Below are 19,997 nucleotides of genomic sequence, written 5' to 3'. Positions count from 1 at the left end.
GCTTTTCCTTTATTACAATACAAATGGAAATATATGCACAGAAAGCGATTACTTTTAACAGTCTTACCATAGAAAATGGATTGTCCCAAAATTCCGTTTTATCCATTACCCAGGATAAGCAGCAGTTCATGTGGTTTGGTACAAATCACGGTTTAAATCGTTATGATGGCTATCAATTTAAAATATATTTAAATGATCCGACAGATTCTGAAAGCGTTTCCAGTAATTCAATTTCATGTGTATTCAACGATTCAAAAGGCAGGCTATGGGTTGGCACCTCTAAAGGGCTAAATAAATACGATAAAAATAGAGATGCTTTTACACGTATCTCTAAAACCTCAGGGTCAGGTTTAAGTAACAATGCAATCAACTGTATTTACGAGGATGATCAAAAAAATCTCTGGATAGGAACCTCTTCAGGGCTCAATCTACTCGCTCACGGGAGCCGTAAATTTAAATCTTTCTTTTTCGGAAATAAAGAAGCAGGCAATAGGCAAAATCAAATTTATTCAATTTTTAAAGACAATGAAGGTGACCTATGGCTCGGAACGGTAACAGGCCTGATCCGGATGTCGCTTAAAAAAGGCCATTTTAATAATCGCATATTCCGTAGCAATAAAAACCCTGAAAGCATCAGTTCAAATTACATAACGAGTATTAATGCAGATGCACAGCAAAACCTTTGGATAGGTACAGACAATGGTTTGAACCTCTATAATAAAGCTACTCGAACATTCACTGTTTATAAGCACAATGCACAAGATCCAAACACAATTGTTCACAATGACATTAGGAAAATTAATCCTGATAAAAAAGGAATGCTGTGGATTAGTACTCAGGAGGGATTGAGTATACTAAACCCTGTAGCCAAGACATTCACCAATTATCAGCACGACCCAGAGGTCAAATCTAGTCTGAGCCACAATTCTACTCATGACATCTTCTTTGATATTACCGGGAATGTGTGGATTGGCACCTACTATGGCGGAGTAAATATGGTTTCTCCGTATGCCAAGGTATTCTACGTTTATGAAAACAGTAAGATTCGTCCCAGTATCAGCAGCAATATTATAAGTTCGATAGTAGAAGACGCTAAGCAGAATTTGTGGATTGGGACTGAAGGAGGTGGGCTAGATTATTTTGATCGAAAGAACAACATCTACCAGCATTACAAAATTAGTTCAATACCTGGGGCCGGACCCAGTTCTAACCTAATCAAAACTATTCACAAAAGCAGGGACGGAAATTTATTGATTGGTACACACCACGGAGGGTTAAATGTTTTTGATCCAACTACCAGGAGATTTCAAAATATCATAAATATTGGCAATAATAATACTGCAAGTACCTCAGAAATTGTGGCAATCAATGAAACCAGTAACGGTGATATCTGGATTGGAAGTCATAGTGGTCTTACTAATCTGAAAAGAACGAATGGAGTATATGATCATATTACCACTAAAAGTCCGGTCGAAAAATTACTCTCTAATAAACGCATTGAGGTAATATTCGAGGATAAAGACAAAAATGTATGGATTGGCACTACCGGTGGCTTATTTGTTTATGACTACCATACTGGAAAAGTAACTTCTCATTTCAAAAACGAGGTAGACCTCAATGCACTCCAATCCGATCACATCAATTGTCTTTTGCAGGACACTGAGGGTAAAATCTATATAGGAACCTATTATGGAGGAGTAAGCGTATACGATCCCTTATCGAAAAAATTTAAGACCTACACTGAAAAAAATAGCCTATCAAATAACAATGTACTTGCAATGGTTGAAGATCGGGGTACCATGTGGATCAGTACGGATAATGGTTTATCAAAATTGGATTTAAAGACCTCAAGCTTTAGAAATTATACAAAAAGTGATGGTCTTGCAGGTAATGATTTCAACCTCAGGTCTGCATTTAAAGACAGTTACGGCATTTTATTTTTTGGCGGGCATAGTGGCCTAACAGCTTTTAATCCTAGTCAAATTCAGGTTAACAATCACAAAGCTCCAATAGTATTTACAGGACTAAAGCTATTTAATGAACAAGTAAAGGTAAATGCACCAGACAATTTGCTTAAAGAGAGCATCAATAATACGGAGCAAATTAAGTTCAAACATGACCAAAATCATTTCACAATAGGCTTTGCGTTATTAAGTTATGTTAAATCCGATAAAAACCGCTATGTATATAAACTCCAGGGTTATGACAAAGATTGGAACGAAGTAAGCAGCCCTAGTGCAACCTATACCAATCTTCCTTCTGGCAGTTATTCATTTACTGTTAAAGGAACCAATAATGATGGCATATCCGGTGGCGAAAGTGCAGTAATCGATATTAAGATTCTTCCACCATTATGGGCTAGCTGGTGGGCTTATTTCGCATACTTGCTCATTTTTTCTATCATCCTGTTCTTGACAATACGCTATCTCTTTTTGCGTGCATTACTGAAAAGATCGGAAAACGTGCAGCAAATGAAGCTCAATTTCTTCACCTATATTTCACACGAAATTCGTACCCCGCTTACATTGATTGTCGGGCCGCTTGAGAGTCTGCTAAAAAGCACAAAGGACAATTTTGAAGTGAATGATCAGGTAACATTGGTTAAAAATAATGCCGATCGTCTCCTCAGACTCGTTACTGAATTAATGGATTTTAGAAAGGCGGAATCCGGACATTTAAAACTAAATGTAAGTAAAACTAACATTGTTGACTTTACCAGGAATAATTTCCGGGCTTTTTCGCATGAAGCACTTAATCGCACCATCAACTACACTTTTAATTGCGAATTAGAAACAATAGACCTTTTCTTCGACAAGATGCAAATGGAAAAAGTGCTATTCAACCTGCTGTCAAATGCTTTTAAGTTCACAGACAACGGAGGACGGATCACCGTTTCCATTGAAAACCTTGACCAGGAAGTTGAAATTAGAGTGAAGGACAATGGAAAGGGGATCCCATATGAAAGCCAAAGTAAATTATTCAGTGACTTCTTTCAAATTGATGAATCTGGATCAAGCCACATTGGTTCGGGAATAGGATTGGCACTTTCTAAAAGCATTATTGATACACATAAGGGAAATATCCTCATTAAAAGCAATCCTGCTACGTCAGTTCAACTCGGAGAGACTTGCTTTACTGTGATGCTCAAAAAAGGGAAAGATCATTTTAAAGCCTCAGAATTGGCCGGTCCTATATATGATGAAGAATATTTGTACACAGATCTTCCGGAGCTTGTCTCAAATGATCTGGAAACGACTTTAGGTGCCTTAAGTCCGGAGACAATCCTCATTATCGAAGACAACGAAGAAATAAAAGAATTCATTTCTTCGTTTATGGGTAAGCACTACCACATAGAAACCAGCGAAAATGGACTGGAGGGCTGGGAGACAGCTATTGAACTTTTGCCAGATCTGATTATATGCGATGTAATGATGCCAATTATGGATGGGTTGGAGCTTTGCGCAAAATTAAAGACTGATGAGCGTACCAGCCATATTCCAGTCGTGCTTCTTACGGCCAGGTCTTCACATACTCATCAGGTAAGTGGCCTGGAAACTGGTGCAGATGCCTATATTACCAAGCCTTTCAGTATGGAATTATTACAGCTTAATGTTAGAAATCTGCTTTCCACAAGAGTTAAAATGAGAGAAAAATATAGCCAGGAAGTTAGTTTACAGCCGCAGAATATTACTGTAAATTCTACTGATCATATTTTTATGACTAAGATCATTCAATATATAGAAACCAATATGGAAGACCAGAATTTTGGGGTTCCAGAACTTTCTGTTGAAATGGGCATGAGTCAGCCGGTGCTTTATAAAAAGGTAAGGGCACTAACAGATCTCTCTGTTAATGATTTCATCAAGTCTATAAGATTAAAAAAAGCTGCTCAGTTGCTGGAATTGAAAACCTACACCATATCTGAGGTTTCCTATTTAGTGGGATTCAATGATCCCAAATATTTCAGCAGGGAATTTAAAAAGCAGTTTGGCGAGACGCCAAGGGTATTTATTAATACAATGGACTAATATCTTATCGTCCTGTTAAGTAAAAAGGCCCTTATCATTCGACAAGGGCCTTTTTTAATTAGTTTTTCAAAAATTCTATTTCAAATTTGTTGAGATAAGGTTTACCATCAAAACCGAAATCAGCAAGGATTGGAATCTTCATCCAATATAATGTTAATGCAGGTATATCACTTACCGTTGATGGGATTGACAAAGTTGACGTAACCGGCTCAACTGTCGTTCCTGGAGGATATAATGCAGCTAAATTAGCCCAGGTATAAACTCCTGATAAAGACATGTTATATCCAACAGGGGCTTTATTAAAGAAAGTCCCTTCAGTTCCTTCATCCATTGGCCAAAAACCAATTAAATTGGAATAGTTCGGGTGTTTTGTTATGTCTTTAAGACCAATATTCGCTTTTATGGTAGCATCACTTAAAGCTACGTTAAAAAACTGTAGGTTAGCACCGTAAAACGGCGTAGGTGTGTCAGTATCACCCTTTCTGTGACCTAATCTGAGTAACTCAGTTGTGCTCAAACTCTTCCTGCCTAAAATATCACTTGTCGCTTCCAGATTTCCATCCATATATAATTTAAGCGATCTGGCCGTTGCCACGCCTGAGCCATTAACCGTGGTAGTTATACTCATAGTCAAAGTGTGCCAGTTTGTACCCGGTGCAGTTGTTGCATTCACTTGTAGTTTTCCAGAGCCACCATTCGCAATTCCTCCCACTGTCACAGACCATTGGTCGCCGTAGTGACCCCATTGCCAACCAGTTATAACACTACCATTCAAATCAGTACTCTTACCAAAAAAAGTCGGATAGTTAATATTGGTACTATTAAATTTGGTCTCCATTTGTACAGTTATGTTTTTGGTATCTCCTACATCATAAAGTCCATTATCATTGGGCACAACAGCTCTTGACGTAGCGGTACTGAAAAGAACCGGATTAAATCCTGATTTCTTCAATTCGAATTCCTTAAATGCCGGATTGTAGGCCAAAGTAAATCCATTTGTAGGATTTGCGCTGCTTCCTCCATGATTAGCCGTTATAATAACCAACCAGTCTTCATTAGCATAATTTTTTCTTGCTTTTAGAGCCGTCATTATTTCTCCTACATATTCATCAGCTTTGAGAATTGCATTTTTATAATTGCTGTTAGTAGCTACATAGCCACCATTGCCTCCGGCAGCCTGAACATCTCTAAAGTTTACAAAAATAGTTCCTAAACCTGCTTTGTTAGCCAAGAGATTAATCGTGCTGTCCTTCACAGCTACATCAGTAGTCACAACAGGCGAAAAGTCAGCATTACGAACATAATTACGGAGATTGGGCCAGGTTGTTACCATTGCTGTGGTTACCGCTTTGTATTGCGTTACATAATCTAATACATTACGGTATGATGTGATGTTCCCATGCACATCATCATTAGGATTCTGAGTTCTTTCAAAATTATCATTGCTAATTTGGTGCTTGGAAAATCCAGTACCTGTTACCATAGAAACCCAACCTCCGGCGTCAGAAGCCGTTTTTAGGGTATTGTAAGTATATTTTGAATTCTTTTGTAATCCGGTAATCACAGGCGGGGCAACGGCTTGAAGTTCTGTGCCTGTTAGCCCATCGATACTAATAATCAAAACCTTACGTGGGGCAGATGCTAAGTTTTTTAACTCCTCAAATACCGGCGGTGGATTATCGTATTTTTTGCAGCCAGAATAAATTAAAATGCTCAATAGACCTGCTGAAAGAGCTGTAAAAGTTTTATAATTTAATTTCATGATATATCGATAATTATGGCTTAATCAAATTCATTTCACCGAATACTATATAAGGATTAGTACTATATCCATTTTTAACAACGATTTTGAAGAATTTAGCATTTATATTTCCATTAGGAAATATGTATTCGTATCTATTGGCGTTGTTTGGCAAAGTCGTTGTTCCGATACTTGTATAGTTAAGATTGTCTCTACTATAAAAAATCTCAATGTCTTTCCCGTCTCCAGCTCTATTACTTCCTGCCCTTGCATTAAAATATACTCCTTTTATGGCAATATTGGCACCCGCATTCAGCACGATCGTATGTGGATAGGATTCCGCAGGAGTTGGACTGGAATATTTACTATGATAGTAAGTAGCTGGATTGTTATCAACAAGTGCAGCAACAGTTCCTTCCTGTACTGGCGAACTTGTGGAAACAACACTTGTGTTATAAACTATAGTACCTGTACCACCTGATTTCGTCAAAGGATTATAAGTCCAGATTTGCTTGGTCAACAACGGATATTTACTTGACATTTTCACAGCTACAGCATCACTATATGTAATACCCCATGCATCAAAAAATGGTGCAAGATCTATTTTCGTATAATCAGATAGCTTCTCATAAACCCAATTGTGCATTGCAAGGTCATTTGAATTAAGACGGGGAGCATGACGGGCTTCTGTATATAAATGCGTCATTGCACCGTAACCAAATTGTTCGAAAATCTGAACAAATGGCGTCATACGCTTAAATGGATCGTTCATTGCCCCATCGAAGTCAAAATTCTTAGCTACAGTTCCGCTTGCATAAGCAATCGCCTGCGGGAAACCAGTAGTTACCGAGGGGTGAAGAATTTTGTAATCCGCACCTATTCTATTCGCTACTTTAAAGTTGAAGAGGTTATTGGTTGTCTCTACCAAAGTACTCCAACTCCAAACTCTACCCTGCTGACAGTTGTGTCCAAATTCATGGTAAGTTCCCCACTGACCAGCACTTGTAGTAATTGACTTCAAACTGGTAAAACTGGCAAACCAATAGTCATCATTCAGACCCACAAAAGGAAAACCTGAGTGGCCATAACCCAATGACAATTGGATATCTAAAACTCCTCTCCATGCTCCTTGCGGACTTCTGTCTACAGGATCAAGTGCATTATCTGATAAGCCCATCCATGCATTATAGTCTAAATCGAATACATCATTCCACTTAGTCATAACCGCCGTCGGATTGTTAAATGGCTCTGCTGAAGTTAATGTTTTGATCACCTTATCTCTAGGGATCAAAAAGATTACCCTGTTTGTTCTAAGCTCTAACCATGGCACCTTCGAAGCTGTTACTTTAGCTACCCACTCAGCGTCAGTCGTCTGTCCGAGAATAAAATCCGGAGAAACGCAGGCATTGGTAATTGTAAACTCTACAGGATTTTCATAAGACTTGTTGGCAATAAAGTATATTGTACCGCCATATAGATTGCGAACGTAGTTTGCACCCGTGTACAATCTCTGACGCATGTAAACAAGTGGATCACGAAGTAAAGGATATTTACCGCCCAGGTTGTCGGTATGTCCTCCAACCTGAACTGTTAATCCTTCTATACCGGCTGGAACGTCAATTTTAACAAGCTCCCCTGGAGCTGCATAATATCCTGTGCTAAATTGCGGTTGCGGAGCTACAGAAATACGAAGATTGTCGGTAGTTTGATCCGTAAATTTCAAATTCATGGTAAATTTAACACCTTGAACACGAGGCTCTGTCTGATCTACCAGGCCAGGAAATACCCTTGCCTTTGCGTACATCGATTTATCTATGAGCTTCATGTTTGTATCAATACCACCATCGGCTACAGTTTTAGAATCATCTGGGTAACCGTCTGGGATATTGTAACCGTATTTCTTACATGATGTTACTACTAGCAGCATCATAACGGCAAATAATTTTGTGAAATGGTAAAGTTTCATATGTCTAATATTTAATTAGTTTTTAGGTAAAGCAACCGTTGGATTATAAAATTTACCCATTAAATTCCATTGTTCCGGAATAGAAATATTCATCCAGTTATAAATCATTGAAGGTATATCTACGCCATTAGGAACAGCACTAAAAGCCGCTTGAGATATTTCTGGAGAAATATTTGGGGAAATATCACTGAAGTTAGCAAACTGGGTCGCACTGCTGTAAGTAAAATTATTACCTTTTCCAGAAATATCAAACATTGTACTCCCTGAAGATTCATTTCCAGGCCAATATCCGATAAGATTAGCGTAGTATGGATTTGCAGGTTGAAGTTGTCTTCTCATATTTGAAACCATATCCGCATCAGACATCGTCACATTAAATATCGCAATTTCTCTGATAAGCAAATTCGTTGATGAGTTTACATCGGTACCAATTCTTAACGGGAAATTATTATCAGTATTTGCGCCGATAGTTACAGTCGCCTGTTTGACTCCATCTGCAAACAACGCTAGTCTACGGGTTGTACCTTCATTAAAAATGGTGAAACCCATGGTGTGCCACTTTCCGTCTTTAGTACTAATTACACCTCCCGGACGAGGAGATCCATTCCAATCCAATTGGAAACTCCCTCCCCCTAGTAGAAAACTCCATCCGCCTGTACCTACTCCTGTATTAGCTGGGTTTCTCTTCCCTACGAACATCGGGTAATTGTTAACTCCCGGATTGTCATCTCTAATTTTGAACATCATGGTAAAATTACCAGTTGAACCAAAATTACCAATTGAGGTATTGTTTTGGACGGCTATCCCACTTCCCCCTGAGTTAGAGAGAAACCTTGGGCCAGATCCTGAATAAGGCAGTCCATTTAAATCTGGCATACTATAAACCACAGAAGTAAACTTCGGATTATAAAACGCGACAAAAGTATTTCTTGATTCATCAAAAAAGATATTTGATCCGGCTGCACCGCCAGAAACGCCGCCACCTTTATTTGACGATACAACTACTAACCAGTTCTCACCAGCGTAGGTTTTTCTTGCTTTTAATGCCGTCAAAATCTCTCCAATATATCCATCAAGGGTTGTAATTGCTGATGTATAGGCAGTGTTAGCAGAAGTGTAATTACTACCTGCAGCCAATTCTGCACTGTTGAATTGAGCGACTAAAAAAGACGGATCATTGGTTGTAAGTTCAGTAACTACTGCACTTTTCACCGCTGCATCGTTAGAAAGATTCTGTTTTACCGTCGCATCGGCAGCCAGCTTATCATTGAATACTGCTGTACTTGCAAATGAAATTGTCCTTGCTTTAGCAAGAACAGACTTAAGTCTTGTGAAAATGGTCGGCGTAACCTGATTATCAAATCCTGCAAAATTTTCGTTAGTCACATTATGTTTAGTGTAATCCACCCCCGTCAGCATAGTAGTCCAGGAAGCAGCATTTGTTATCTGGTTACGCTGATAATCCGCCAAACCATCATAAGTATAAACTGACCTGCTCGTAATCTGAGTAAGATTTGCCGGAGCTAAAGACTTCACTACAGATCCTCTTACTCCATCCAAAATAATGTATAACACTCTCTTTGAGCCATCTCCAACACCAAGCGTGTCATTTTTAAATGACTTCGGCAGAACATTGTCAAAACTCTTATTACAGGCTGAGCTTACCAAAATAAGACCCAGGATGATGGTAATACTCAAAGTTTTTCTTTCAAAAACTGATTTCATAATTTTTTTCATATCCGTATAAATTAAAAGCCCCATTAATTAGAAATGATTAACCTAAGTACGTTGCGAGGTAGAATAGAATTGAATCTAATAATATTGCCTACTAGAACAACTTGAGAACCGTTATTAACAGGTGTCTCAATCATGTCGTATATCCGTCCCTGGAATCCACCGGTATTGTTGTAGCCAACAGCCAACTGACCATTAGCTTCTAATATCATGAAACCTTGTCTCAGGTAATCTCCATATTTATTGAACGACCCTGCCACTATAATTTTACCATTGTTCAACTGACCGGCAAAAGTTGCGGTACCTCCGGAGATTTGAGCACCAGTAAATGTACTTACCGTAGATCCGTCCGCATTTAACAAGGCCAGACCTGAAGAAGATTTTCCGTTATAACTTGTAAAAGTACCGCTAACTACAATCTTGTTAGTGGTTGAATTGTATCTTAAAGAATAAATATCGCCATTCGCACCAGTGCCTGCATTGAATGTAGGATCAACAGAACCATCCAAATTCAATCTTACAATACGGTTAGCAGCAACACCATTAAATGTTGTAAAACTACCAGCCAGTATAAGCTTGCCATCTGATTGCATAGTAGCGTCAATTATCGGGCCGTTACCGCCAATAGCACTTTGTTTAGTTAACTTATTGTAGTGAAAAGTTGAATCCATTGATCCATCTGAATTGACGCGTACCATTTGTCTCATTCTGGTGATGTCATAAACCTTGTCATCATATGTCGAATTTGGATAAAACATCCGTTTAAAGTTCTGAAAGTCCCCAATAATATAAACCTGTTCTCCAAAAATAAATGTCTTTTTTACAGTGCCGTCAACACCTGCATTAAATGCAGCAACAGTATCTGCATTTTTCCATATTAGTTCTGGTCTAGGATTGATGATATCTTTAGTTATAAGACTGTCCAAACCTCCATTAGCATTTAATCTGGTAATGTTGCTTAAGGTCTGACGATTCGGTTTCGTTGAATTATACGCACTAAAGTTACCGGCAACGATAAATTTACCATTATGGGTACCTGTTGCAATTCTGCTGATCGAATATATTGTCCTTTCTCCACCGCCTGCACCTTTACCAAAATTGATATCGGTCGTAAGGTAACCGCCATCAGGATCCAGTTGAACTATTCCGCCATTCGGCACCGTCGTAGTAGCTTTCAATTCAAAATTACTGAAAGCGCCACCAAGCCAAAACCTACCGCTAGGTAATTTCTCTGCATCAAAAACCGTAGCCGCTCCACCTGCAGCCTGGCTTCCTGCTCCATTCACAATTTTAAACAAAGGATCTACCGAGACTTTACCCCCAACTTTAACAATTGGCCCGAAGAAACTCTGACCTTGTGAAGTGATCCAAACACTACCGGTACTCGCAGTCAATGGCACTTTAAATTGTACCGTGCTATCAGTATAGTTTAAAACTTCAGCTTCAATTTCATTTACATATAATTTGAAATCATCTTTATATTTCATTAGTCCATTGACCATGAGATTTAAAGTTGTACCCGCGGTTACAATATCCGGATCTGTAGTTTTTGAAACAAAAGTGATTCCTAGAACTTGTTTACCTCCGGCATAAGGATCGTCTGCTAAGCCCTTACTTTTTTTGCAAGAAACCATCAAGCCAGCAATGCAAACAGCTGATGCTGCAAAAAGGCTTATTTTATATTTTATGTTCGTTAACATTTATCAGTTAATTTATATTAATAACTTAATTAGTTAAGGTGTTGGAGGTAAAACCCCAGAAGCAATTACCTGATCGATAAAGGTATCCGTATTAAAGCCCAGGTTATGCTTAAGTTTTGTCAGCACGTGTATCACACCATTTTTAGTCTGAATATCTGAACTCGCAACGGGATTATTTTGCAATGCAATCTGCGGGTTTGAAAGATCTGGAATATACGCCAGAAACAATTGGCGGTACCCCGCATATTTAATCACATTACCATCTGCATTCGCATCGTTAAAAATCACCCCGACATTCATGATACGCCCCCCATAATTGGTGTAATTTTGTCCGGGAAAAGCGATATAAGATGTAGTATCTCTTTGTGGATAATCCTTTAGCAAAAAGCTGCCTTTAAAAAGGTATTGAGAAAGTGTATTCCTCCATACTTCGGGTTTGATTTGGCTCAACTTTGACACCGTATCTTTTCCCGTGCTTCTTAAAAAGATATTTAATCTTTTGATTGATTTATAAACCGATCCACTAGGAGGCGCGAAAAACGTTACATTTTCTTTATCCAGAACATCATTCATTCCAGCCAAATCAATTACAGTTAATGTACTGTCAAAAAAAGATTGTTTTGATTTTAGATATTGTAATGTGCTGCCATTATACTTTGCCTCGTGTATCCCTGAATCAAAATAGTACTTTTTGCAACTGCCAAACAGCATCAGCATAGCTGCCAGTGTTAGTAAGAATACTCTATTTTTGTTTTGTATTTTCATAATTTCTAATTCCAAAAGGTGTTACCAACTAATTTAGGGTTCGCAGCACGTTCAGTAGCGCTAATTGTTAAAGGCCATGTCCAGGCTCCATTATTAAAGTTTCCGACACTAATTACTGATTTTGTAAATTCCGAGTCTACCGCTCTTTTTGTTCTCACAAGATCGAAGAAGAAATGTCCTTCACCAATCAGCTCTCTGCATCTTTCCTGGTAAATTTCTACTTTCAACATCTCACCTGAAGTAGTGATAGGTAAAGCAGACGCGGCTTCTCTTACCTGATTTACATAACCTCGGGCTATGACATCTCTACCAAGCTCTGCTGCTGCTTCTGCTGCCAATAACAAAGCGTCCGGTAACCTAAAAATAATTGCGCTGTCATCGCTCTTTACATTCAAACTCGAGCCAGATCCAGTAGCATAAACATTAATGTACTTTTTAAATTGAAAGCTGGTATTATCTGAGTTGTAATTTTCAAACCATGTCGCCAATCTGGCATCAGGACTTCCAGCAGGAAATAACTTGGTGATGTAGTCTCTCTCAAAAGTCATGAAACTCGTTGTCTTTGTTACCTGCCCCCTGTATGGATAGTGAGAAAAGTAAAAAGAAAGATTAGAAAATTCAGAGAAAACCTCACCATAATTAAAGTCCTGCAATACGCCAAATAGATTTTCAGGTGTACGACCTTTGAAAATTGCTTTTGTATTCTCAACAGTAATTGGCAAAACACGGTAGTTCGTATAAGTAGCCATCTCTTCAGCCAGTGTGAGAACCGATTCATAATAGTTGGCTTTATTACCTTCATCCCAAGCTGCTGCCCACATATTCAGGTGCATCAGCAAAGCTACAGCACTTGCTTTTGTAGGCCTGACGCCAATCAAAGAACTCTCGGTATATGAAGTTGGCAAATCATTTTTTGCAGCAGACATGTCCGCAATACATTTATTCATAACCTCAACTTGTGGCGTTCTTGGAAGAGCTACGCTGTTATACGCGTTTGTATAATAAATCGCATCACCAAATAACTTACACAGGAACATGTAACTTAGGTTACGTGTAAAAACTGCTTCAGCTTTGTATCTTTTCTTATCAGTATCCGATAAAATTGAAGCAGGAACCTTATCAACCTCAACATATAATATATTGCTGGCAGCAATAATATCGTACCAGGCCTTCCAGTCCATTATTGCTCTGAACCTGCCATCATAAGTTGATGTACCAGTAACCATCGGCTTTAAGTTATTCGAGATCAAGGCATTCACCTGATTGTTCCCACTGCCATCTACTGTACCCACAACTTTAACAAAGTTTCCTCTGATATCAAGTGCAGGCATCATTACGCTTCCGCCAATTTTAGTCCTTAATCTGGAGTATATACCATTCGTAAATCCTTCAACATCTTCTCTGGTTTGCCAAAAATTATTTCCGGATAAAGCATCGATTGGCGTCACATTGAGGAATTTTTTACATCCCGAGACCATAGTAAATATGGTCATTACCACTATTAAATATTTTATATTTTTCATCATATCAAAAAATTAAAATTCTATGTTTAATCCTAATGTAAAAGTCTTAGGCATCGGATAATTACCATCCGAATCTCTACCCAAAGCCGTAACATTCTCTGGATTCGGCCCTGAATAGCGTGTGATGAACCCTAAGTTTGAAGCCGTAGCATGAAGGCTTACCCTGTTCATACCAAACCTGCTTGTAAATGACTGATTTAGGTTGTAATACAATTTAACGGCATTCAGCTTAAAGTAAGATCCGTCTTCCTGAAATATTGTCTGAGGAAACCTGAATGGATTAATTAATCCTGACCTTACAAAGTCCAGAGGATTACCATATGATGCAACGTCTCCCGGCTTAGACCAATAACTAAACTCGGTAAGAGGTACGATGTTGCCTAATGTCGTTGGGCTTCCAAATGAAGCGAATCGGGCCGCTAAACTGTTATTTAGTACATCACGTTGCAAAGTAAATGATGTGAGAACCTCCAAAGTCCAGTTTTTATATCTACCCATAGCTGTAAAACCTCCAGTGATCTGCGGTTGAGAGTTTCCTGCAATTACCTTATCGAATGAATTCAATACATAATTACCATCCAAATCAGTAAATATTGGATCTCCTGCTTTAAAATAATTCAGAAGTCCATTTCCGCCAATCCGATACGGCAAGCCAGTAACGGGATCTACAGGAACCTGACTATTTGTGGAATATACACCTTTCGTATTGTATAAATAGTTAGACAAAGCATTAATTCCCAGTCTGTAATAAGTATCCTGTCCAAAATCCGAATCAGAATAAATGATTTCACGTAAACCATCAGGAAGCTGAGCCAATACCTCGCGGTTAATCGCTAATGATCCATTTAATGTCAATTGAAAAGCACTTTCTGGATTCAGCGGGCGACCAGTAGCCTGGAACTCCCATCCGTAATTGACAATACTAATCTCTGTAGAAGCGATATTGGTAAATGAATTGGAAGTAGATAACCTTTTTGGACGAAGCATATTGTCGGTTTGCCTGTAGTAAGCATCCACTTGCATCGATAATCGGTTCTTAAATATACCAAAATCAAAACCAGAGTTATATGTTGTAGACTTAGTCGGCTCTAAAGATAAATTAGGTAAATAACCCAAATCAGATACGATTGTATTGCTATTATTATAGCGGCTACTTCCGACATATTTACCATAAGCCTGATAAATGTCCCCATTTGGAGTAATGTTAGAACCATAACTAAGACGAATATCTCCAAAATCTAACCACTTAACATTTTCCATAAATGATTCCCTATCGAAATTCCATTTTAACGAGATAGCGGGATTCTTTTTGTAGCCAGCATCAGGACCATTTGTCGACAAACCATCAATACGGTAGTTAAAATCAAATACGTATTTCTGTTTGTAGTTATAAGAGAATGCACCGGCAAAAGCAATTGATCTTAGATCGGTATAATCGATGGTTCCACCTTGAGATACTAAATAACTAGACATGTTAGTCAACGGCCCCCTTAACTGATCATTTACACCTCTATCGTTGTTTATCGCATCTGCTTTAAAAAACGAAGACCTCAACTCAGAGAAAGCAAAGATGTTGAAGGTATGCGCATCTTCTCCTTTTTCTTTCAGTGAAAATACATAAGCCAACTGATTCCTGTTATAAAGCGTAGTAGCACGGTCGTTATAAGTGTAGTATATAGATTGGTTTGAATTCAATGCTGCAGGAGAAAAGTTATCCTTGGTTGAGGATTGTCCATTATAATTCAAATATGAACTAAGCTTAAGATTTTTGACAATATCATAACTGGCATTTAATGTCGCAGTAGTAATTAAAACTTTATTGTCATTATCTGTCGTCATTGCTCCCAGTACTGAGTTTACAGAAGAGTAGAGTGAAGGAGCAGGTAATAGTGAAGAAGAACTTCCTCCGTCAGCGACACCACTATTCTGAAGCCCATTTCCACTACCTGTTTGCTGTTTCTGTATGGAGTTGTTTAACTGCGCCTCAATTTTAAATCTTGTAGTAGGATTATAAGTCATATTCATGTTCAGGTTATAACGGGAATATCCTGTATTTTCCTGAATTCCATTTTCATCATAAACTCCCAATGCTACCTTATAGTTGAATAAGATATCACCACCAGAAATATTTAAGTTGTGGGTCTGGCTTAGCTTAGGTCTATAAAAATAAGATTGCCAGTTCGTAGAGTTGTTGTAATAAGCATTTAAACTGTCTGATAAGAAAGGAGTAGAATTCACTAAATCTATAGCGTGGTTTGCTGAAGTGTCATAACGCATAATTTGATCAATTCGCAATAACCGTTCGTCTTTACCACCGACTACAGTACGCAATTGAGGAACGGCTGACATAAATGCCTGGCCATTGTAACGTACAACAGGCACTTTAGAATTACCACGCTTAGTTGTAATCAAAATTACCCCATAAGCACCCCTCGATCCATAAAGCGAAGTAGCTGCAGCATCTTTTAGAACGGTTATATCTTCAACATCCTCTGGTGGAATCTGAGACGCTGGAGAAACACCAGGTCCTGCTTGTTGGAAACCGTAGGAATAATTTGTATTGTCATCCACAGGCACACCATCGATAACATACAAAGGAGACGTTGGGGTTAGAAATGACGCGTTTCCAGAACCAGATACGTTAATATTAGAAATACCACGTATAGTAACACTACCCCTGAAACCAGGAGCTCCCGTGTTATTTTGAATATTCAATCCTGCTACCTTACCTTGTAATAAAGACATTACGTCACCCGCTGGCTGACCTTGAATATCTTTTCCGGAAATAGTTACAGCAGAACCTGTATTCAATGTTTTGGTTTTAGTCTGATATCCTGAAGTTATGGTTACAACCTCTAATGTTTTCTCAGATGTATTCATTGCAATCCTGATATCTGTTCTACCGTTAACTTTTACAGTAACGGTTTCAAAACCTATATATTTAAAGGTTAACGATCCGTTATCGGCTACCTGAACCTTAAACTTACCATTTACATCCGTATACCCCAGCGGATTATTTCCACTACTGATATTGACTCCAGATATCGTTTCCTTTGATTTTGACGAGCCATCAGTGACCACGCCTGTCACGGTTATGCGCTGCTGAGCTATAGCAGCATTTTGCAAACCAAAACACAATAAAATAACTATGGTGTAAAAATACTTCATCGGAAATATGTTTTGTTTTAAATTATATCGTTCCATTAATCGTTATCAAATTTTGGTTTATCCCTTTTAAACCAGAAGGTTATCTCCCAGTCGCCTTTTTGGTAAATATTAAAGTTGAATGCCAGGTGACATTTCCTTAGAATGTTACCAAATGCCATTCTTTCGAATCTAAAAACAACTCTTGCCTGCTCACCCGAAAGCGTGGTATACTTAGTTGGATAGGCACTGCAAGGGATTGGATAAGCAACATCATATTTTACTTTAGTGGCATCCTTCACCATGTTAAATCCGTGAATCAGGTTCGGCCAGTCCGTTGTCGCAAACTTATCCGGATTGATAGGATTAGACAGCGTATCTATAAACTTAAAAGTGATGCTATTCCCGCTTCCCCCTTCAATTTTTTTGAACAAAACCTGCACGTCATCTCTTGTATTTAGTGGCTGGCCTCGCTCTCCAGTGATTTCCACACTGCTTGGACTCACTGATACGGATGGCCCCTGACCGGTTATCGGATCAAAGTTCGATGGCTCATAAGGACGTTCGCGTAACGGGCGCAACCTAAAATTCTGGAAATATCTTCTTCCTCCTGAATTAGACATCTCTACATCAAAAAGATAACCTGAGTCTGGCTGAGCCTTCACCATATTTAAATTTGCCGCTGCCCACATGATAAATTCTCCTGAATGAGGTCTTACTTCAAATAAGGAATGATTCTCTGTAGTACGTTTAGCATTGATCTCTGCTATAGATTTCTCGGTACCGTCATATGCAGTTTTCCATACAGTTACCGGATATTTGTTCGTTAGCTCAGGAGCATCTTCTCCTGAAAAGGTCCTCATATTTACAATCTTGAAATCCAAAGGCCTGCTGGAATTCCCGTATTGAAAATTATTGGCAAACAATGTGTTTCTTCCTAAGACCGGCTGGTATACATATTGAGTATATTGAGAATCATTTGCTATTGATAAGCGCTCATTGGGTAAATTCTTTCTACACGACGTTAATAGCAAACCGCCTGTAAATATGGTTAAGAATACTTGTAAGATATATATAATATTTTTCATCATTCCTATCTAGTTGTTCAATCTGTTTGTGAATTCATCAAAGCCAAAATTATGTACCGCAGATAAAATGTTAATTGTGGCATTGTTAGTTTTGATATTTACGGCATTTGTTGTAGTTGTTACCCAATCTATATTAAAAATAGATCCTTTTGTATCGCTGAAATTTAATACAGCAGGCCCGCCCTTTACGTAACCAGCTGAACTCGACTTAGTGTATTTAATATGCATAGGATAATCCTCAATTGAGTCAAATAAAGAACCGTCAGCACTGTTAAGATATGCATCTGTAGTTCTTTTTCCTTTAACAATATACTTACACAACATCTCATACAGCTGAATTTCATCTGCATTAGCCAGGTATACTGGAGCCTTTCCCTGTGCTTTACGTGCTATATTTAAATATTTAATGGCCGCCTGGAAGTTTTTGTTAACAGGAGCAAAAACCGTTAACTCCTCAGTAGTCAATGAGGTCTTCAATGCCGGATAACGGTCAAGTACTAACAACAGGGAATCAAAAGTGCCAGCAGGCTGAGCCTTAAGATAATCCATTGCTGTCCCATTAAAAGTCTGTACTGTATTTACATAATCATAATAAGGCGAATCACTTTTTTTACATGCGCCAGCGCACAAGCAAATAAGCCCTAAAAGAAAAAATGTGCTTTTTTTATATACTATATTTTTCATTCTATTTCTAATTAGGTTAGTTATTGCCAATAAGGATTTTGAGTAATTGATGAATTCGCCGTGATTACATCCTGAGATACCGGCCAGTAAATTCCACCTGCTTGCTCAAATTGTTTAAAAGTCATCTGCTGGCCATTCTTCACAGCAAAAACACCGTTAGAGTTTTTAATTCTGTTATACCTTATGATATCATACCATCTCCAACCCTCGCCCATTAATTCTCTTCTTCTTTCTGCAAAAATTGCAGCCATCAAATCCGGTGTAGTTGTCGGAGAAAAGCTAATTCCTCTTAAATTACAGGCCCTGTTTAGCGCATTAAAAGCGTCCTCCTTCTGACCTAAAGCAGCTAAAGCTTCTGCTCTCAACAAAGTGATTTCTTCCATGCGGCTAAATACCATAGATGAACTGAATAATGTCACATTCCCTGAGGTATTAGATGGATAAATAACTTTCACTTTATTAAAGATTGGTCTTTCAGACTGGAAATTGTAAAAGTAATTTGTTCTGTACTGCTTGGTAACCACATCAATGCTAAAGCGCAAATCTGCAGCATTCGGGAATGCCTTAAGAATAGTGTCCTTAGGTACAAACATCTCTGGCATTGACTTCGGAATAAATGGCGATGCCAATGTCAATTGCTCAATATGACCATTTGCCGTAGACAAACCGTTACCTGCTTCAAAAGGAAAACCTACCATAAGATTTGCTCTCTTATAAGCAAATGGACTATAGTTATTTTGATTTTCTGTTAATGCCAGCATATCTATATAGTCCAATGGATTCGCACCATCAACGAAATATTGAGTAGATTGATTATCCAATACGAATTTGGAATAATTCGCCGCATCTATATAATTACCTTGCCACGCAGCTATGTGCGCAAGAATGATGTAAGCCGACAACCTGGTAAAAACAATACCATTCCACGAAGGCCAATCAGCACCATAATATAAACCAGGCATAATCGGATCGGTTCCACCATATCTGAAAGGCACTACCTTTGCAGACGCAAGAACCTCATTTGTAGCATATGCCAAAACCTTCTGCTGAGATGTTCTTGCCAGTTTAATGAACTCACCATCATGTGAAGAGGTAAGCAAAGGAACGTCTCCCCAGATTCTGCTCATATAAAAATATGCGAATCCCCTCAGCATTCTTGCCTGTGCAACGTCTACATCATTATTAAGTTTTGTATAACGAGGATCCAAAGCCAATATCTCTTTTGATCGCTCCACAAAAAGACTTGCTGCATTTATAGCCGCATAAAATCTCCTCCAGTTTGTTAAACGATTAATTACAGGATATGACGCATTCAATTGCCCATTCACAACCGCTTTTAAATCCGCACGATTGGTAATAGTAAAGTCACCTTGTCTTAAGTCACCCAATACCCAATGTCCGTTATCAGCTACAGTAGCTGAACGAAGTAATCCATATACCGACAATAAATTGGCTTTAGCATCCTCTAACGTTTTCCAGTTAGTTTCTTCCGTAGCTAACCTTGTTGAGGCGACGTCGTCAATTTTCTTACACGAAAAATTCCCTACTCCTATCAGCAGCATAAAAACCGCAGCAGAAATTTTGTAGAAATTATTCCTTTTATTGATTATATAATTCATATTAA

At 38.5% G+C, this 19,997-nt stretch carries 11 protein-coding genes; 1 reads left to right on the top strand and 10 read right to left on the bottom strand.

Features of this window, described 5'->3' with window-relative positions; translation table 11 throughout:
• Positions 1–23: 23 nt before the first annotated feature.
• Positions 24–4,028 (top strand): hybrid sensor histidine kinase/response regulator transcription factor, encoded by a 4,005-nt coding sequence (locus tag FA047_RS15375; RefSeq protein ID WP_169304425.1) that lies wholly within the window; start codon positions 24–26, stop codon positions 4,026–4,028.
• A gap of 58 nt (positions 4,029–4,086) precedes the next feature.
• Here the strand turns inward: FA047_RS15375 and FA047_RS15370 are convergent, their stop codons facing one another.
• The 10 genes from FA047_RS15370 to FA047_RS15325 are packed head-to-tail and all read right to left on the bottom strand — an operon-like array spanning position 4,087 to position 19,992.
• Positions 4,087–5,790 carry an alkaline phosphatase family protein gene (locus FA047_RS15370; protein WP_136836958.1) on the bottom strand — a complete coding sequence of 568 codons (1,704 nt, stop codon included), beginning with the start codon at positions 5,788–5,790 and terminating at the stop codon, positions 4,087–4,089.
• Positions 5,791–5,803: 13 nt separating this feature from the next.
• Positions 5,804–7,699: a M60 family metallopeptidase gene (locus FA047_RS15365; protein WP_169304424.1), complete on the bottom strand. Its 1,896-nt coding sequence runs from the start codon at positions 7,697–7,699 to the stop codon at positions 5,804–5,806.
• Between the two features lie 51 nt (positions 7,700–7,750).
• Positions 7,751–9,472 carry a DUF4983 domain-containing protein gene (locus tag FA047_RS15360; protein ID WP_169304423.1) on the bottom strand — a complete coding sequence of 574 codons (1,722 nt, stop codon included), beginning with the start codon at positions 9,470–9,472 and terminating at the stop codon, positions 7,751–7,753.
• A gap of 23 nt (positions 9,473–9,495) precedes the next feature.
• A complete protein-coding gene (locus FA047_RS15355) occupies positions 9,496–11,169 on the bottom strand; it encodes a DUF5008 domain-containing protein (RefSeq protein ID WP_136836955.1) in 1,674 nt (557 codons plus the stop codon).
• Between the two features lie 33 nt (positions 11,170–11,202).
• Positions 11,203–11,934 (bottom strand): fasciclin domain-containing protein, encoded by a 732-nt coding sequence (locus FA047_RS15350; RefSeq protein WP_136836954.1) that lies wholly within the window; start codon positions 11,932–11,934, stop codon positions 11,203–11,205.
• 5 nt (positions 11,935–11,939) lie between these two features.
• Positions 11,940–13,460 carry a RagB/SusD family nutrient uptake outer membrane protein gene (locus FA047_RS15345; protein ID WP_136836953.1) on the bottom strand — a complete coding sequence of 507 codons (1,521 nt, stop codon included), beginning with the start codon at positions 13,458–13,460 and terminating at the stop codon, positions 11,940–11,942.
• Between the two features lie 9 nt (positions 13,461–13,469).
• Entirely contained in the window at positions 13,470–16,625 is a 3,156-nt protein-coding gene (locus FA047_RS15340) for a SusC/RagA family TonB-linked outer membrane protein (protein ID WP_169304422.1), read from the bottom strand.
• A 35-nt stretch (positions 16,626–16,660) separates the two neighbouring features.
• Positions 16,661–17,692: a DUF5007 domain-containing protein gene (locus FA047_RS15335; RefSeq protein ID WP_136836951.1), complete on the bottom strand. Its 1,032-nt coding sequence runs from the start codon at positions 17,690–17,692 to the stop codon at positions 16,661–16,663.
• A 6-nt stretch (positions 17,693–17,698) separates the two neighbouring features.
• Positions 17,699–18,373: a fasciclin domain-containing protein gene (locus FA047_RS15330; RefSeq protein ID WP_136836950.1), complete on the bottom strand. Its 675-nt coding sequence runs from the start codon at positions 18,371–18,373 to the stop codon at positions 17,699–17,701.
• A 20-nt stretch (positions 18,374–18,393) separates the two neighbouring features.
• Positions 18,394–19,992, bottom strand: a complete 1,599-nt coding sequence (locus FA047_RS15325) for a RagB/SusD family nutrient uptake outer membrane protein (RefSeq protein ID WP_136836949.1) — start codon at positions 19,990–19,992, stop codon at positions 18,394–18,396.
• Positions 19,993–19,997 lie beyond the last annotated feature (5 nt).

This window comes from Pedobacter frigoris (genome assembly GCF_005116445.1).
GTDB classification, from domain to species: domain Bacteria; phylum Bacteroidota; class Bacteroidia; order Sphingobacteriales; family Sphingobacteriaceae; genus Pedobacter; species Pedobacter frigoris.
This window is presented reverse-complemented; position numbering and strand designations above follow the sequence as displayed.

What these genes read in the sequence shown, in the direction of transcription:
- FA047_RS15370 (WP_136836958.1), bottom strand. Translation starts at nt 5,790, where the DNA reads ATGAAATTAAATTATAAAACTTTTACAGCTCTTTCAGCAGGTCTATTG.
- FA047_RS15330 (WP_136836950.1), bottom strand. Translation starts at nt 18,373, where the DNA reads ATGAAAAATATAGTATATAAAAAAAGCACATTTTTTCTTTTAGGGCTT.
- FA047_RS15325 (WP_136836949.1), bottom strand. Translation starts at nt 19,992, where the DNA reads ATGAATTATATAATCAATAAAAGGAATAATTTCTACAAAATTTCTGCT.
- FA047_RS15375 (WP_169304425.1), top strand. Translation starts at nt 24, where the DNA reads ATGGAAATATATGCACAGAAAGCGATTACTTTTAACAGTCTTACCATA.
- FA047_RS15350 (WP_136836954.1), bottom strand. Translation starts at nt 11,934, where the DNA reads ATGAAAATACAAAACAAAAATAGAGTATTCTTACTAACACTGGCAGCT.
- FA047_RS15335 (WP_136836951.1), bottom strand. Translation starts at nt 17,692, where the DNA reads ATGATGAAAAATATTATATATATCTTACAAGTATTCTTAACCATATTT.
- FA047_RS15365 (WP_169304424.1), bottom strand. Translation starts at nt 7,699, where the DNA reads ATGATGCTGCTAGTAGTAACATCATGTAAGAAATACGGTTACAATATC.
- FA047_RS15340 (WP_169304422.1), bottom strand. Translation starts at nt 16,625, where the DNA reads ATGAAGTATTTTTACACCATAGTTATTTTATTGTGTTTTGGTTTGCAA.
- FA047_RS15355 (WP_136836955.1), bottom strand. Translation starts at nt 11,169, where the DNA reads ATGTTAACGAACATAAAATATAAAATAAGCCTTTTTGCAGCATCAGCT.
- FA047_RS15345 (WP_136836953.1), bottom strand. Translation starts at nt 13,460, where the DNA reads ATGATGAAAAATATAAAATATTTAATAGTGGTAATGACCATATTTACT.
- FA047_RS15360 (WP_169304423.1), bottom strand. Translation starts at nt 9,472, where the DNA reads ATGAAAAAAATTATGAAATCAGTTTTTGAAAGAAAAACTTTGAGTATT.